Source organism: Candidatus Competibacter denitrificans Run_A_D11 (assembly GCF_001051235.1).
Taxonomy (GTDB): domain Bacteria; phylum Pseudomonadota; class Gammaproteobacteria; order Competibacterales; family Competibacteraceae; genus Competibacter_A; species Competibacter_A denitrificans.
The window spans coordinates 42,900-60,495 of record NZ_CBTJ020000114.1 but is presented as its reverse complement, the minus strand read 5'-3'; the positions used below and the strand labels follow the sequence as shown (position 1 = coordinate 60,495).

Annotated in this window: 13 protein-coding genes; all 13 read right to left on the bottom strand. The window is 57.3% G+C overall.

All coding sequences use genetic code 11. From position 1 onward, the window contains the following. Positions 1–4,256 (bottom strand): sacsin N-terminal ATP-binding-like domain-containing protein (locus BN873_RS18235; protein ID WP_374727178.1); only part of this gene is annotated, 4,256 nt, incomplete at its 3' end. Between the two features lie 382 nt (positions 4,257–4,638). Further along, entirely contained in the window at positions 4,639–5,481 is an 843-nt protein-coding gene (locus BN873_RS18225; protein ID WP_048677058.1) for an IS630 family transposase, read from the bottom strand. Positions 5,482–5,552: 71 nt separating this feature from the next. Then, positions 5,553–7,019, bottom strand: a complete 1,467-nt coding sequence (locus BN873_RS18220) for a DUF1998 domain-containing protein (RefSeq protein ID WP_048677056.1) — start codon at positions 7,017–7,019, stop codon at positions 5,553–5,555. 124 nt (positions 7,020–7,143) lie between these two features. Then, positions 7,144–7,917, bottom strand: a complete 774-nt coding sequence (locus BN873_RS18985) for a helicase-related protein (protein WP_053085458.1) — start codon at positions 7,915–7,917, stop codon at positions 7,144–7,146. Between the two features lie 165 nt (positions 7,918–8,082). After that, on the bottom strand, positions 8,083–8,454 hold the full coding sequence (locus BN873_RS18980) for a hypothetical protein (RefSeq protein WP_053085457.1): 372 nt from the start codon (positions 8,452–8,454) through the stop codon (positions 8,083–8,085). Continuing rightward, a complete protein-coding gene (locus tag BN873_RS18975; RefSeq protein ID WP_053085456.1) occupies positions 8,420–9,700 on the bottom strand; it encodes a hypothetical protein in 1,281 nt (426 codons plus the stop codon). The genes BN873_RS18980 and BN873_RS18975 overlap by 35 nt, the downstream gene beginning before the upstream one ends. 267 nt (positions 9,701–9,967) lie before the next feature. Continuing rightward, the gene (locus BN873_RS18210; RefSeq protein ID WP_048677054.1) at positions 9,968–10,402 is read right to left on the bottom strand and encodes a hypothetical protein; all 435 of its coding nucleotides are present in this window, start codon (positions 10,400–10,402) and stop codon (positions 9,968–9,970) included. 70 nt (positions 10,403–10,472) lie between these two features. Then, positions 10,473–11,027, bottom strand: a complete 555-nt coding sequence (locus BN873_RS18205; RefSeq protein WP_139031784.1) for a hypothetical protein — start codon at positions 11,025–11,027, stop codon at positions 10,473–10,475. Between the two features lie 370 nt (positions 11,028–11,397). Then, positions 11,398–11,856: a protein-tyrosine phosphatase family protein gene (locus BN873_RS18200; RefSeq protein ID WP_048677048.1), complete on the bottom strand. Its 459-nt coding sequence runs from the start codon at positions 11,854–11,856 to the stop codon at positions 11,398–11,400. 107 nt (positions 11,857–11,963) lie between these two features. Next, positions 11,964–13,346 (bottom strand): TIGR03013 family XrtA/PEP-CTERM system glycosyltransferase, encoded by a 1,383-nt coding sequence (locus tag BN873_RS18195; RefSeq protein WP_048677045.1) that lies wholly within the window; start codon positions 13,344–13,346, stop codon positions 11,964–11,966. 206 nt (positions 13,347–13,552) lie between these two features. Further along, a complete protein-coding gene (locus tag BN873_RS18190; RefSeq protein WP_048677043.1) occupies positions 13,553–14,212 on the bottom strand; it encodes a vWA domain-containing protein in 660 nt (219 codons plus the stop codon). A gap of 60 nt (positions 14,213–14,272) precedes the next feature. Then, positions 14,273–16,471 (bottom strand): AAA family ATPase, encoded by a 2,199-nt coding sequence (locus tag BN873_RS18185; protein WP_048677041.1) that lies wholly within the window; start codon positions 16,469–16,471, stop codon positions 14,273–14,275. 385 nt (positions 16,472–16,856) lie between these two features. Continuing rightward, positions 16,857–17,552, bottom strand: coding sequence for a hypothetical protein (locus BN873_RS20240; protein WP_139031783.1), 696 nt, complete (start codon positions 17,550–17,552; stop codon positions 16,857–16,859). Between the last annotated feature and the right edge of the window lie 44 nt (positions 17,553–17,596).

Sequence of the window (17,596 nt, the reverse complement as noted above, 5' to 3'; positions counted from 1 at the left end):
CGAGACCTGACGTCTTCCTCTGGGCCATGCGGCCCCCGAGACCTGACATCTTCCTCTGGGCCATGCGGCCCCCGAGACCTGACGTCTTCCTCTGGGCCGTTTTTAGTCTTCGGGCTTTCAGCCTCTCCGAAAGTGTCGACCGGTACATCCAATTCACGACAGAGCTGATCGAATTTTCGCTTGAAGTTCTCCGGATCGTCGAGAAGAGGGATAAGGTCCAGGAGCCGAAGCGCCCGAGCATTGCCTCCAAGCCCAAGGGCCTGCTGGACTAATGGTCGGAGGTCAGTTGCCCATGCCGCGGCTCGATTGCCCACGACATATAGGTATTCCTTACCATCCCATGTTGCGTCGAGTTGCTCCACGCGCGGATCGGCATCACCGATACGGAATGTCCTATTGATGGATTGGGCAGAACGGAGAACGAGATCGGTGGTGAGAAGATCTTCTTCTTCGCGGAGGGCGCGTACAGCCTGAGTAATCTGATGAAGTCGATCAGTTTCCTCCGGCATGGGCTTGCCCCCGGAGTGATGAACGGTGAGATGGAAGCGATCATCGGAAAGGCGGCTGATATCCAGGATTTTAAGGAGATCATCAACGTTGAAATCATGTTTCCTTCGAGAAATCCAGGCCTCCAGCCAGATCCCGTCGGTTGCATGCAAGCATGCCGCCTTGTCTGGGGCATCGTTCCAGACTGGCTCGTGAGGATGCGCGCTTGGCAGTGGTAGCCAAACGCCGCGACGAGCCCCCGGTTGACGACAGAAGAGCTTTACCGCTCCACGTTCAAGGTGTTTCCGAATCTGCGGCCACTCCGACGGCTCAGCTACAATCGTGCGCCAGGCACTCACGACTGCATCCTCGACATCAGGTGGCTCCTGCGCCCATACCCACTCCAGGTAGTCGACAGCTTGGTAGGCTATTGGCTGCTTGGGAATGTCCAGAAGTTCTGCCAGGCGATTAGCGCTATCCGCCAACAAAGTGTCGGCTACGGCCGCAAGGAATCCGCCAAAATCGTAGTTGCCGGCGACCACCAAACGCTTCGATGTTATCCGACGCTTCCCATCACGGCAGGGATTACTGACAGGAATCAATTCCAGAACGCTGGCGCGATCCCGCAAGAGTTTGACGTCGAGATCATCGTCACCAAGAACATCATGCCATAGGGTTACCAGTGCCCGATCTGAAATTTCCGGGCGCTGGGATGCACCCAACAGTACAGCAAGCGGGCCAGGCCGTGGCACGGCTTCGCCAAAGTTGACGACCGCCGCAAGAGGTTCCAGTCCCCTTCGGACGGCATCATCCAGGTCGGCGAACGGCGCGTCTGGATTGTGTGGATCCGGCCGCAGCAGTACATCTCTCGGGGGGACCACGCACCCCTCGCTAGTCGGTATCCAAGGTCGGTCCCGTAATAAGCAAATCCACAGCGGATTTTTTCTGCTACCTTCGTATGCACGTTTATACATGCTAGCAGCCCAAGTGACGTATACTTTGATAGGTGAGAATTCACGACCATCAAAAGCGTCGGGTGAATACTTTCCTTGGGCGACTGTGGTAGCGAATGCGCGGGCACGTACAAGGTCAAATTCACCATCTTTTAGGATATCTTCCCATGGCTGGAGATTGGTACCCAGTATATGGATATCATCACGTTGCCCACTTCCTAATCTAAATGGCAAATCGAGTGTCGTATGTCTCTGGCCTGGATATCTTTGTCCCGTAAGATAATGAAAAATGCGACTTGAATTAGCGTGGAATTTTTCGAGAATCTCCCACTTTGGTTCCAGTCGCGTTTGACATAGGGACCCGAAGAACTTACGCCACTCAGAGTCGTTTCCATAATCTGAGGCAACGAGTGGAATTTTGCCCGATGCCGCTACCTCGATATGAGGAAAGCCATAGGCATCTCCCACCCAAACCTCACCCTTTGGCAAGAGCCGTCGGTGCCCACTTTCTACCGCGAGGACGTGGGTCACGGCTTCATGGCCGGCTGGTAGCGGTCTGAGAGCTGCGGTCACAGTCACGACACAACGGATAAGATCCGTTGGATCGGTATTCCACACGGACGTATTCCTTGCAAGTCCAGTGAAGAATGATTCAGTGATATCCCGCAGTCGCTTCTCGCTACCTCTCGGCCAGAATCTCATGGCTACCGCTTGTGCATCATTATTATCGCGTTCATTCTCAGACGGTGGAGCCACAAGTGCCAGCATGAGCGCCAGCGCAGGCGTATTCTCCAGGTCGGGTGCAAGAATTTCGCGGGCATTTTTTTCTAATTGAAGATATTGTCGAGGTGGGGGCACTAAGTCATCCATACCGCGTAGCTGCCAGTTCCCATTGGGAAGGATCGCGATTTTATCTGGCGGTGCGTACTCTTCGTATCTGCACCGTAGTATTGTCGCCACTATATGGATTGCAACCCAAGCTCTGACGCGGTCGGACGGAAGAGACTGAAGGATAGATTGATAGTTGGCCGCTGCCGAATCCCATTCCTGATCACTCGGTTCGTGTATGATCCCTGTCGAGCGGAAGAAATTTCCAGAATCTTTATCCATCGAAAGGGCAAACGGTGGGAATCCACCGAGCCAAGAGCGGATGAATTGTGGCGCCAATTCCGATAAGAAAGCATCCGGTAAATACCGGCATTCATCAGCACGTACAAATTTGTAGACGCACATCTCAGGACGGACGACCCATCGCCGAGCCATGGATCGGTCCTGTTCTGCTGGAGGTATGGAATTTCCTGATTGTGGATTTTCGAGCTCGGGCTCGGGAGAATCCAAGCTCGGTACCAAGGGTGATGTGCGAAGCGCAGCAGTGACTGGAGAGAAATCAACTTGGATATCCAGGATGTCAAGCACTGGCCGCCCATCGGTGGTTATACGAAGCTTCGGCAAACGCCGGTACGGCTCCTCGATTTCCTCTGGCCCCTTCCCATCCGCGATCCATTGTAGTAGTCCCACGATGAGGTCTGGCAAGTGCGATACGATGTCTGCGTTCCAAGCGTTGTCACGCGCGGACATCGGGCCTTGACGATCGGCTTGCAGGAGCCAGTTGGCTTGTAGATTGAAGCCGAGCGGGAGGGTCTTTGCAGTGGGCAAGACGGCATGGAGCACGCCGATTGTCTGCCCGTTGAGGAGATTGTCTTTTTCATCCAATTCGGCAAAGAGCGCAAGCTCCTGCTCCCCGGGATCACCATGCGGGTCATCTCGAAAATCCCGCCAAGACTTGATAGCCTCGGCAGAGGGCGTCCAACAGGTACCGAGAAAGAACCACCGGCGTCGCTTACCTGAATCCACCAAGTTGAAGTATTCAACGCCGGATGGCCCATCACTCTCGCGCGCCACCCGGATTCTCCTTCCATTCCAATTCAATTCCCAGACATCGCCTTCTTTTCTCAGCGAGCGCCGTGCGAGAAGCACGGGGATGACATCGTCGAGCTTGCTAATGTCTTCTGTCAGTGCATTTGGGCTACCTTTTACGCGCGAGAAATCGAAGCGGCAGCGAAATCCATTTTCTGGCGGAATTGCATCGCACCACTTAGGTAGAAACTTCCAGCCCCCATCGAGTGTCTCACCGGGGCGCTCATAGAAGAATGACCACTCGCCGTCACACAACACGACTCGGTCGAACCGGCTATAAACCGACTTAAATCCCAACCCCATGAAACCAATTGTTCGGCCCGATTTTCCTGTCGCTCCCACGGCTGAAAGTCCAAGTACATCACTGGCATTGAATGCCTCACCGTCGTGCTGGAAAACCAGTGCTCCATCACGGATCTCAAACGATACACGCTGAGCACCTTCGTCCACTGCGTTCTGGAGCAGTTCGAAAAGATATAACTCGGCGCGTGGAAATTGCTGATCCAGTCGCTTCACAAAACCGGCTAAGAGATTCCCCGTTAATTGTTGTTTGTGGTCATACTCAATCGCTTCTATCACAAGTTTCCGCAGGTTATTATCTGGTTCAACGTCAGCCGCATCCAATAGATCTAATGCTTCTTCCTCTTGGTCAAGAGGCGACCAAGCTTTTCCCTCTCGTAAAAACCACTGCGGTTTATCTTCATTCTCTTCATTTCTGAAAAGGGCTAACTGTAACGCATTAAAACTGTCGGCAGGAGGGTTATTTTTACTGACCACTGCACGTACACGACCATCGTCGAGCCAGAGAGCATGGCTTCCACCCGGTACGGGTAGAATTCGAAGTCGATGGTAACGATCACGATAGCGTTGTTGGCACCAAAATTGTAATTCAATCGACATTTGATTTCCTTGGATTGATTTTTTATGCCCATCAGTACTGGGCCGTCACCGAACAATAGATATTTTTCATCCTCAATTCTTGACAGAATTTAATACCTCCAATTCTTTCACCAGTAGCCCCCCTTTCTTTAAATCCTTCGCTGTCAATGCCACGACCCGCCAATACAAATTACCATTACGCAATTGATCCCGAATGATTCGATCCCGGCGCAGGCGTTGACCACCACGATGAAAAGCCACGCCGTCGATGTAAATAGCGGTGCGAGTCCCTGTTATAGTCCTGCTAATGACTAAACTCGTTAAAATGCTTGTCAAATAATTGATTTTTATGGACTATCCAAGAAAAAACCCCTTGGCGATGTGGGGTTCACTATTAGCGAGACTATGCCAATAAAAGGCAAGTGACTTTCCAATCTTTTTCTTCAAGTCCTTGGTTCACTTGACTCAAATAAGCCTGCATTTTTTTACCCTGATGATAGGTCGCTCCATCCCAAATAATGATCAATTTCTTATCTGGATAAAGCCCTCGCAAATACTGGATAAATTCCACCGTGCATTCTCCATTTCCAGAGGCATACGGATTAAGAATAAACTCTTGGTTGTCAAGGTTCAGCACCCCATAATAGCTTTGTCTTTGTTTCACGTTTTGGATCGGCACCTCCGTCCTTTCATTCCGCCGACCCCACACATAACCCAGCGTATCTCCCCACACTAAATGACACTCATCTTCAACAAAAACAATCACTTCACCGGATACGATTTCCGCCTGATGCGCCTCCAGTTTCGCGTTGATTTCCTGCCGCCTGAACAGCACTTGTGCCTCATCATGTTTCGGATTCACCGCCTGCGTCCGATGCCAACTCAGGTGGGCTTCTTTCAGAAGATCATAATAAGACTGCCGAGATTGATAGACCACGCCATAGTGACGTTCAATGTAATCTTTAAGTTCTTCAACCGTGCAGTGAGGTTGATTTTTTAAATGATAAATCACGACTTCACGTTCCGCTTCCGTTAAAAATCCGGTACCTCCTTTATAATGAAGTTGTAGCGCAGATGCTCCTTGATCTTCATAAATGATCTTCCATTTACTGACAAAAGAATCCGATACATCTAATACAGCACAAATGTCTTCTGTCCTGAAGTCAAGAAGAATCATTTTTACCGCCAGTGCTCTTTTCATTTCAAGGTTTTCGTTAGAGTCAATGATATCATTGAGCGTTAACATCGTAAATTCTCCTCAGAGTTTTTACTAAAATTTTAAAATATTTTTAAAATTCCACAACCTGAATAGGACTGCTATATTAGGTAGACTACGACAAAATCCGCCACGCTGATCGGGTGTTCACCGGCATTCGCTGCGACCGGAACCTGCTTGTCCACCGGCAACCCGTATTGCTCAAACTGACGTAAAAACTTCAGTTCCAGCGGCGAACTGACCCCGGCAGCATAGGCTTCCAGCCAGGGCTTGGGATCATCCTGGACAGATTTTTCTGTTTCCAAAGTCACGGGCGCTGATTGGCTCAAGTGTTCCAGGTCGGGCAGGATGAGCGGCCATTGCAAGTGCTGATGATGCCGCTGGTTGTTATAGGACTTGAGGCAGCGATAACAGGCTGATTCACAATCCACGTGATCCAAGTGGTCCATGGCCTGTGCCGCGACCTGATGAAATTGCGCGGCGGCCCGTTCCAGAAAACCACTGCCGCCCACAGCGGTATCGATAAACGTCAACATCCCTTTCCAGTGAGGCGCGGGTTCGCGGATCTTCCACATCGGCTCCAGCTCAAATTCCAGTTCCGAGCCATCCAGCATGAACAGATGGCGCATCCCGGTGCGTAGAGCATAGCCCAGTGAGTAACCCCACCGCTGGTAATCTTCGGCTTCCCAGTCCGGTGGCAAGGTCACGATCAGCCGTAAAGTGGTGGCCAAGAGGCGGGCGGTAATGGCTAAGACCTGCGGGGGTTGTCCCCGCTGCAGGCATTCTCTGGTATGCCCATACGGGTCGTTCTGCTCGGTCTGGCGGCTTCGCGAGCGTCCGCCCCGTTGCGAGGCGTTTTGATCCTCTGGCATTTTCAAATCTCGTCCACAGACCGGACAGAGATAGAAACCATGTGCGTTCTCATGCAATTGCGGCGCCCCGGCCTCGCGTTCAGCAGCGCTGGCCGGTTTCCACTCGTTCAGCCAGCGAATTTCCTCTTCCTCCCTCAGTTCAGCGTTCCAACCAGTCGACAGGCGGAAACGGTGGATGCACCGGCCATTCCATTGCGGATGACAGGACACCAGCGCAGCTAAGGCGTAGCGATCTTCTTCTTCCAAAACCGGGGTATCGTCCCGAATTGCGATAAATCCGCCGAACTCATGGCCTGGCAATCCTCGCTGATCGTTGACGGGAATCGTCGTGGAGCGACAACGGGGACAGTAGCCATGTTGCTGCACGGCATAGCACAGATCGCAGTCTCCACAGCGCACATAAACCCAGTCGGGATGGGGTGACTGGGGGTTCCAGGGCGAGGCATTGTCCAAACCGACCACCCGCCAGCGATGACCACGGGCATGAACGCTAGCGTTGGGCTGGTATTGGGCGATACCGAAGCGCCGCTCCAACGCGATGGGGTCTTCTTCGTGCGGATCATTCCGCAAGCGCAGGGTGCAGGGTTCGTTGGGAAATTCGTAGCCCGGCAAAATGCCGAACTCGGCAAAGCGCCGCAGGGGATGTCCGGCGGTGCGATCATCGGCTTCCCCATCGGCGCCGTGGTCGCCCCGCATTCCTAGCAGTTTACGTTTCAGCCTACATTCCGCACCCCTAACCATAATTTATTGATTTTTGGTTTTTAAATTTTTGGCACCCAATTCTGGCATGAAATTTAATCATCAAATATCAAAATCTTACTTAGGGGGTGCGGAATGTCGGTTTCAGGTTCATGGCGCTGACGGCGTGCCGGTCACCCTTGCCGAGGGCGGTCCAGGTCGCGATAGTGGTTTCCAGTTCGCTAATCTGGCGGCTGACGCGCTGGAACAGGTCGCGGATCCGGTCGGGTAACGGATTGAGCGCCGCCCGTAACGCGGCCTGGTCGGGAAAGCCGGCCGGCTGAAGGAGGGTCGGTCCCCACGCCTCCCAAGCCAATGCCGCGGCCCGGTCGGCTTGCGTCATCACGTTGTGGATCAAAGCGTCAATCGCAGCGGTCTTCTGCTGGCCCTGAAACTCGATGTATTCGGCCATGCGTCCGGCCAACCCCGGATCCGCCAGCCCAAAGGCAATTGCATGCAAGTGGCTGAGAATCACCTTACGGTTCCCCAGTCCAATCCCCGGCGCGGGGACTTCACCGGCAATCATCTCGGCGGGTTTATCGTAGAAATAACCGTCGTGTAGGGTGCTGCGGGCATAACCCAGCACCACGCCGACCCGGGAACCCCGTCCAGCGCGTCCGCCGCGTTGCGCGTAGTTGTCGGGACGCGGCGGGATGTTGCGCATGATCACAGCATCCAGGCCCCCGACGTCGATGCCCATTTCCAGGGTGGGCGAACAGGCCAGAACATTCACCGGCGATTGTTGCGTCGGGGCCTTGAAGGCGGTTTCAAAATCGATTCGCTGTTGGCTGATGATTTGCGCGGTATGTTCACACGCCACCAGTGGTAACAAATTCGGTTTGAGAATCCGCCGCACATAGCGATTGCGCTGGACTTCCGCGTCCGGCTACGGCTGGAACAGGCCATAACAGGCGGGACAGGGCGCACTCTCAGCTACCCAGGGCATCCGTACATTGCACACACTGCAACGAAAGCGCTCGTCGCCTTGGAGCGCAACCAGATGCACCGCCTCTGCGTTGATTTACAACAGGGTGGCGTCCTGACGCCAGCCATACAGTTTGACGAGGATCAGCAGGCGCGGCCCCTGCGTCAGGAATCGCAACAGGGTCAACAATAAGACTTCCTGGGGTTCTGCTCCATTCATGCGCATCAGCAGATGCTTGAAAATGCGCTCGGTACGGGGTCCTCGGCCGCCAGCCCCCGGTCGCCGCCAGACGTTGTAGCGCTTGATGCCCGAAGGGATAGCGCTGGCGTCGATGAACCCGACCGGCTGAACCTGAGCATCGCAGGCGTATCCTTGCGCGTTTTTGATTTTCCGCTCCCAATCCGCGTCGCGGAATTCTTCGGGACCATTCGGGTTACTGATGTGGTATTGCAGCAGGGGCCGCGACAAGGCTCCGTTGCGGCGCGCGTCGTCCAGCAGACAGCGACTGATATGCAGGAGCTGTGCGGGCGTAATGCCGGGGCGTAATGCCGAACTGCTGCGCCAATCCGCCGCCCTGCTCGTGGATATAGCGCTCCAGATTTTCGTAGCGCACGCCCACCAGGCCGAGACTGAAGACCGTGGCGCGGTAGCCCGCGGTGATAGCGAGATCATGCAGCAGGGGCGCTTCCTCCCAGACTTGGGCCTTCTTTCTGACCGATTCCAGCAGGTATTCGAGGGTGTCGTTCGTGTCAATATACCGGTTGTCGCGATACTCAACCCCCAGCGCCATGAGTTTTTGCACCGCCTCACTGAGATTCAGGGCGCCCCCAGCGCGGTTCAGCGCCAGCATCAAGCGGCGGCGCATCCGGTCATAGCGCCCGGCATAGGTAATGAAGCGGGCTTGATGGGCGGCGTCCTGGCGACTATCGGCGAAGATCAGCAAGCGTTCCTTGGGGTCGGCGCGATCCTGGTTCTGGTGCTGTTCGGCCAGACCTTCAACCAAACCCTCAGCCAGCACCCGGACAGCGGCGGAAGTCCCGAGCGCTACCGGACTGAGGACGCTGCGTGAACCCGCCGTTGCGCCACAGATCATGCAGCGTGTGCGTGCCGGAGCCAGAATGCAGGGTACGGCGTACCGACGGGGTGCGGTCGAGAATTGTTGAGTGGCGGGATCAAAAGAGCCGGTGAGTACCGGGCGATGGCGAAGCTGATCCTGGCGCTGGGCGGTTTTACGCTTTGTTTTGATTTTCGCGGCAGGCGATGCAGCCGGTTCATCCCCGTCGTCTAAAGGCGAATCATCGGCTTCTTCATCGATGAGCGAGCTTTCATGGCGATACAGCAGCCATTCATTCGCATCGTCGCGGCCGGTATGGGGTTCAAGCGGTTGGGTGGTCGGGGTATCGGGATCGCCCTGGAAGCGGAGCGCGTCTGCGCCGCAACTGCGACAAAGATAGAGCGGGGCCGTGGGTTTACCACAGGCGCAGTGTTCCTCCCCCATCGGGTAGAGCTGGCCGCAGACCGGGTCAATACAGCGGTGAAAATGCCAGCCGCCCCGAATGAAGCGATGAGTCCGCAGCCACAATGCGCCGGGGATGCCATCAGGCAACGCTGCGCCGACGACCAGGGCGGTTTCCACTTCCCGACGCAGCGCCGCGGCCTCGGCATCGCGGCGCTCAGCGACCGGCGCGGTGATCGCGGCAATGATCCTACTCAACGATAGGGTCCTGTAAATTTTCTTGTGATGGCGAGGGTTGGCAGCATGGGGCTAGGGCATCGACTTCATCCAACCCATTGATCCTGCTAAGTGATGTTCGTTTTACTGGTCCACCCCACCGTTCCCATCACAGGAAAATTTACAGGAGGAAAAATGACAGGGATACACCGCGCCGGAAGGGTGATGTCGGACCCATCACAAAAATGATAAAGCCCTCTTGTTACTCATTTACCAAGGAATCCTTACACCTACCCATTGTTGTCGATGCTATAGATCCAGATTATCCTCATAACCGGGTTCATCGTGATGAGCGTTTTCCATGGCCGCTTCCAAAGGCAAATAGAAAAACAACACTTGCGGGAATTTCATGGTGCCATCCTCGTTTTCCAGGAGATTCTCTACTTTTTGGTAAATGGGATCATTTTTATCAAAGGGCACGTCGATATACAGTTGCCCCCGATAGCGCTCAATCCTTCCTGCCCTGGCAAATGGTCCACAGGGATGGACGGCAATATGGTTGTCGGCAAACCATTGCAGCAGCGTTTTACGAATCTCCAAGTTTTCGTAATCGATAAAAAGATTCTCGTGATACTCATCGATATCGCGACGGTTAAAATCGGGTTGTTTGCAAAATTCGATGTACACAACGCCCCGCTGCTTATCGCGGGCGATTTTGTCGATGTAATTGATCAGCATGGGCATTTCATCTTTCTCCAGTCAGGGGTATTTCACTTCGATCCGTTGGTCCAAAAGGCAGAGCCATTGCTCGCTATCACCCGAACGACTCCCATTCTTCCATTCGTGACGCCGTGCCCGCCCGAGAGTTGGGTCGACGAAAAAGTCTGGCGGGCCATCCGGCGCTCTCGACTCGACCGGAGCGCCGGATCGGTTTGGCCTCAACGCCCTTGGCGTCTATGCCTCGGCGACCGATCCGGCCCCGCTCGGCTGTCCCCCCGTGTTCGGCGCCGACGCCGACCACGCCGACCCACTCGCAGCGCCGAAAATCGGGCACGCTTTCCGAAGTCCCCGGCCAAAGCCGCTCGGACGCGGGACCGGTCGGGGGATCGGAAAAATGGGAGCCGATCAGGAAAGCGGACGGGTTCGCCTCCCGGGCCGGAATGGAGTGCAACAGCATCCGGACGTGCTCGCAACCCTGTTGGCCCAAGCCGATCAAGGCGGCTTGTTCTGATAGAAATGGGTTCTCGTTCATGGGAGAGAATTTCACCTTGGATGACAGGTGCAGGATAATGCCGGTATCCGACGGGATGCGTCGTCCCGTTGCCCCGTCATCAGATTTGAGGTCAAGATTGGCGCGGGCAAGCGGCATGTAGCCGCTCGGGAGGAAATGCAGCGATTGCTTCAGCAGGCCAGACCGATTTCTCGGTTGCGGGAATCAGGGTCGCGGATGTCGACCGTCGTGCGCTGGAAGGATACTTTGAAAACCGCTATCGGGAACCGCACTTGGGGATACCGGCCAGTCCTTGGGGCGGCTGTTACAGACATGGGGTTGGCTCGCGAAGGGGCGCTGACTTTTCCCTATCGCGGGCTGAGCCACAGTCACTACTCAGGGCGGGCCGTGTCTACCCTATACGGCGGTTGGAAGCCTTCCAGACGAAAGTCCTGATTCCAAAACGCTCCAGCGAGACCCATCAATCACCCGGTCGCCTCGCCCTCGTCGAAGCGCCCGCCGAACCCCGTCAAGCAACCGGCTTGGCTGAACGACGCCGAAAACCCGCCTCCCGGAGTACTTCCAACACGTAAGGATTCGGATAATAGTGCGGCGGCGCGAAGGGCGCCTGCCCCAAGCTGAGGTACTCCAAAACGAAATTGGCGACCGCCGACGACCGCGAAATACCCATTTCACAGTTCACCACCACGTCCACCGCTGCGTTTCTGTGCTGGTCCAAAAAAGCCACGATCCGCTCGGCCTGATCCGTGTTGAACAGGAACGGCGCGACCTCTCCGCGTTCCGGATCGTTCTCGATTTCCTCCGGCGTCGCGTCCAGGAATTGCAAATACAGGGCGTCCACTTTGCGGGGACAGGCCCGTCGAGGACGCCGAACGCCCGAAAAGGGATCGGCGATGGACAGATGCACCCACGGGGATTTTTGGGTGTAACGCTCGGCCTCGGGCCGGGAAAGAACGGTAACCTTCATCGTTTATCCTCTCTCTGCAACGGTTCGGGATTTCGCGACCCGCCCCATCATCGCACCGGAGACGGGCCGCTCGTCGAGGCTTGGATAGGAGCGGCCCGCGTCCCGCCCTACCGTGTCCCGCTGCCCCACAGGAGGGTGTGGACCGTTTGCAGCAGGATCAGCAGATCAAACCCGACGCTGGCGTTCTTCAGGTAGTACAGGTCGTATTGCAGCTTCTCCCGCGAACTCTGTTCGGAATCGGCGTAGGGATAGCAGATCTGCGCCCAGCCGGTGAGGCCGGGTGGGCCCAGGTGCCGCAGCCCGTAGAAGGGAATCGTCGCCCGCAAGTCGGCCACATAGTGCGGCTGCTCCGGGCGCGGCCCGACCAGACTCATCTCGCCGCGCAGCACGTTCACCCACTGGGGCAGTTCGTCGATGCGGGTTTCCCGCAGGAACCGGCCGACCCGCGTGACGCGGGGATCGTTAGGCTTAGCAAGCCCGCCTCCAGCGTCCACCCGCATGGTGCGGAACTTGAGGATCGTGAACGGCCGGTCGTGCTGGCCCACCCGAGTCTGCCGGTACAGAATCGGCTCCCGGAACCCGGACTCCAGTCCGATGGCCAGGGCGGCCAGCAGCATCACCGGCCAGGTCAGCGCCAGCAGAATCAAACTGACGGCGAGATCGAAGCCCCGCTTCAACCGTTGCCGATCCGACAGCGCCGGAAACCCGTCGACGAACAGGACGTGGCTCGGCCGCAGCGCGTCCAGCGCGAGCTGGCCCGTCTCCCGCTCGACGAAGGCCAGGATCGGGAGAATCGCGATCCCCGCCAGCCTGCACTCCAACAATTCGTCGAGCGGGAAGCCCCGCCGCTGGTCGTCCAACGCCACCACGATCTCATCCACGCACAGCGCCCGCGCCAGATCGACCAGCCGGTGGGTGACTTGGAGCCGCCGCCCGAGTGGCACGCCGGCGGCTTCGTCCTCGTGAACCTGCACGTAGCCGAGAATCCGGCAACCCAGGGGTTCGGCCAGGTGCAATCGCTCCAGCCGCGCCGCCTGTGCGCCGACCCCCACCACCAGCACCCGGCGCTGGAATCCCGTCCGGCCGGCCGCACGCAAGAACCCGCACCGCGCCAGCAGCACGCCCGCGCCGGCAAGACCGAGCGCCAGATACAAGGCCCCATGACCGAGGTTCAAGGGCGCCAGCCAACCGACGAGGCTCAGCGCGAACAGCCCGAACAGAAAACTGATGCCCACGCGCAGCAGCATATCGGCGGGGCCACGCCAGAACCGGCGCTCGTACAACCCCAAGGCGATCAGGATCGCGCTCAGGACCAGCGTGCCGGCCAGCGCGTTCGGCAGGATCACGGCCAGTTCGGGGCCGGTGCTGCCTTCGCTCCATGCCCGCCACAGGGTCGGGCCGAGGGCGAACGACCCGAATAACAACAGAACTTCCGCGCCCAGCAAGCCCCGCAGCGCGGGCGAAACCGAATGGCCGAATCGATGGATCATAAGCGGACCTTCCCGTTGGGTTTCTGGTGACGACCTTAAAATAAAGGCCACACCCGACGGGATGCGTCGTCTCGGCTCGGTCCAGCCCTCTTGCTAAAGGGGATCCGCATCCACTCAGGCGACCCGGCCCCCGATTCCGGGTCGCCCCATGACCGATGGAACGCAGCGAACGATCAATCGGGCGCGGCACCGGGTTTCCCGACGCTTCACTTTCTCTGCTTCTCGCGGTCCTGCTGCGCCCGGTCTTCCTCCGTGAAAGAAACATCACTGGTCCGTGCGGCGCGGTAGTCAGCGATTCTGGCGGATGCCGCTCCCCAAACCGCGGCGATACCGAAGGAACTCTTGTCGAAAGCCATCGCGGAACGCGCGTGAACGCCGCTGGCCAGCGCGTCATCGATGGCCGCCAGGTCGGCGCTCAAGAAGACGAACTGCCAGTCGGATTTCTCCTGCTTCTCCTGGATCATTTTCTGAATCTGTTCCTTACGGAACTCACGGCTGGCGTTCTCTTGGCCGTCCGTGATGATGACCATGACCACCCGCGCGGGCCTGGCTTCTTCCCGCAGATCGGCCAGGCGCTTTTCCAGATCGTTGATGCCTCGGCCCATGGCGTCCAATAGTGGGGTGCTGGCGCGGGGGACGAAGGTCTTGCGGGTCAGTTCCGGAACCGCTGCCAACGCTTTGAATGGATGTACGACCTCGTAGGGGTCTTGAGAATCGAACTGCACGAGGGTCAGCGTCGCGAACCCCGGCTCGGCTTTCTGCTGCCGCAAAAACGCATTGAACCCACCGATGGTGTCGTCGCGGATGGCTTCCATCGACCCGGTACGATCCAGAATCACGGTAATGTGGGTGTCGTCGTTTTTCATCGCATTTCTCCGGTTTACCGAATTGGTAGATTAGGGGGGAGCCTGACGTTGGGTTTCTGGTTAGGACACAGTGGACCGCCGGTTTGCCGTCCCTGCTTCGCCGATGGCCGCCTTCGCCGCCACCTCCGTAGCCAGGCGGCGATAAAACTCGCCGGCGCTAGGGGTTTCATCCCACAGTTCGTACTGCCGGACCACGGCGGCGACATCGCCCGGCGCGAGGCGGTCGAGCCGCAGCACGGGTTCTTTCCAGGCCAGCGCCTCGGCCAGGTCGCCGCCCAGCCGCACGAATTCCTGGGCGAACAGGCCCCAGCGCTGGCCGGGCTTGAGCCAGTCGAAGCGAATCTTCCACGGGAAGCGGCGCAGGCTGGCGGCGTCCAGGCTCTCCATGAGATTGGTGGTGGCGATGAAAATCCCGTCGAACGCCTCCATCTGGGTCAGCAGTTCGTTGACCTGGGTCACTTCCCAGGAGTGGCGGGCGCCGCGCCGGTCGCGGAGGAAGGAATCGGCCTCGTCCAGCACCAGCACCGCGTCGCGCTGGCGGGCGTCGTCGAACATGGCGGCGATGCGCTGCTCGGTCTGGCCGACGTACATGTCCAGCAGGTCGGAGGCGCGTTTCACCAGCAATGGCTTCTCCAACTGGTCCGCAATATGGCGGGCCAGTTCTGATTTGCCGGTGCCGGCGGGGCCATGGAAGCAGAACACGCCGTGTGGACGGCGTTGCAGCGCCGCGATCAGCCTGGGAATATCCTGATCAACGTTAAGAAAGCGCAGGTCATAGCCGGTCGGCACGACGTTGCGAGCCGGCGCGCGCTTCTGCCGGAGCAGGGTCGCCGAGCGGTCGAGCGCCTGCTGCACCAGCGCCCGGTTCGCCTCCAGATCGCCGTTGCCGGCGTGGCGGGCCAGCTTGGCCGCTCGCTCCAGTTGCGCCGGGGTCAGATGCTCGTGGGCGGCGATGCGCGCCAGCCAGTCGTCCTCGCCCGCCCAGTCGCCCAAGTGGTGGCGGGCAATCTCGATGCGCACCGACTGGGGTGGCACGGTGAACCGGATGGCGTAATCGAAGCGCCGCAGGTAGGCCCGGTTCATCGAGTCGGCGTCGTTGGTCAGCCACAGGGCCGGCACGGGGTTGTTCTCCAGGGTGCGGTTGATCCAGGCTTTGCCGCCGGCGGCTCGTCCCCTTCTCCCACCGAACAAGTCGGCGAAGGGGTCATGCTCGAACACGTCCTCCACTTCGTCGAACAGCAGCAGGGCATTGTCATGTCGCGCCAACAGCCGCTGGCCGAGGGTGAAAGCGCGCAGCCGCCGCTCGCCCCGGATCGGATCGCCGTCCTCATCGGCGTAATCCACCTCGTACAGGTCCGCGCCCACCGCTGCGGCCAGCACGGCGGCGTATTCGGTCTTGCCCACCCCGGGTGGACCGTACAGCAGCAGGTTGGCGCCGGGAATCTTGTTATCGAGCGCCGCCCGCAACAGCCCGACCGCCGCCGCCGTATCCCGTTGCAGGTGCGGAAAATTCGCCAGCGTCAGGGTGCGCCGGGGCGAACGCTTGAGGAAGCAGGCCATCAGCGCCTCGGCGTCGGCATGCGGCGTGAACAGGATGTTCGACAAACTCTTCCACACGTCGAGCTTGTCCTCCAGATCGACGCTGTGCGCGGCGATTTCGACCAGCCCTGTGGTGATGAGCGTGCTGGTAGAACTCAGGGCCGCCCGGATGTCGTCCTGGAGGAGACCGGTCAAGCGCGCCAACAGCTTGTGGAGAAACGGCGTGCTCGTGCTCTGCGAGTTTTGGGCGATGGCGCGCTGGAAGGTGCGATCCCCTCGCAGAAACACGGCGAAACAGAGCACGGCCAGTTCGGCTTCGCTCAGCCCGAGCAGCGCGGCGAGCAGATTCAGATTGCGCACCAGTGGCAGGTCCGGGCTGAGAGTGATTTGTGCCAGTTCCGCGCGTCGTTGCTGGAGCCGTTGGGGCAAGCGCTCGTCTGACTGAAAGCGCCCGCGCTGGTCCTCGTCCTCTTCTTCTCTCTCGTCCGGCTCGACGTCATCGCCTTCGGCCAGGCCGGTCAGGGCCATGAATTCGTCGTTGTCCCAGCAGCGATGGTGATGAAAGGGGTGACGGCGGTGTCCGGTGCGCACCCAGCCCAACAGCAGGGCCAGGTCGATCAGCCAGCGGCCCAGCAAGGCGCGATAGGCAATGGTGTCGTCGTCGTCCAGCGTGGTGAGAGCGGTGACGGGGTTGGCGTGCAAAAAACGGGGTAGAGTCATGAGGCGCTCCGATCAGGTCAATGAACGGAGCGTAGCATACGGCAGACATCCGACAGGATGCGTCGGTTGGGTTGATATGGTACGGGTGAAGAAGGAGTAGAGAATTCACCGCCGGACAGCACGCCCGTTACGGTTCGTCATGAATACTCAGGACTTTCGCTTACACCCTACGCATAGTGGTATGTTTGCCAAGTTAGCTACTACATATGGTGGTTAAGACCCTTCCGAGCGAAAGTCCTGATACTGTAGGATGCGGTAACGAAGGAACCGCATCAATCGCGAACGATGCGGTTTGTGCCTCACCACATCCTACGCCACTGATGGTTCCAATCTCAGCGAGTCAATTTTGTTCAACCGTACCCACAAATCCATAATAAGCAAGCATTTAAGCGGCGCGAAAAACTTGCAATACTTCATTAACCCACGTAACTTCTGGTTTGCCCTGAGGATGGGATGCCACAACAAATGTATACTGGTGTCCAGCAGTAACTGCCTTTCCATGTGTCTCGACTTGGGTAAATCGGTTTATTGAGGAGTGTATATTTCCGTGAATAGCATTAATGAATGGTTCTGCCCAATTCATACCAGTCAAAAATAGTATACGCCTTGGACGATAAGTTGCAATTTCGATCTTTAGTAATTCAACACAACCCTGAAGCTGTATGTTACATAGCGCACCTCCCGGGTTGCCACCATTGGCTGGTGCTATCTTATAAAGATTCGACCATACAATATGAGAAGGCCAATACGGCTTATGGATATTTGCGATTTCTAATCCATCAACCACCTCTCGAATTACTCGCCAGAATGCTGATCTTGCAGTATTATAGCCAGTATGCACACCCCAGAGCCTCGTTATCCATAACATAGGGCATCTACCAGGATATTTGGGATCTTCAATTGACCCATCAAAAATTTTTTGTGCATAATTTATTGCAAAAGCTTGGTTACGAAGTTCATTAGGGTAAATACCATCGTCCCATCCATTGACAGCTCGACCTATAACCATTATCTCATTATTGCAATCATGCCCGCTCATTGATAGGAATCCAGTAATTTTCTTGTTAGGAGGAAGCCGCATGCAATTTCTTCCAACTAATAGAAGTAATTGTGTGGCAACTCAAT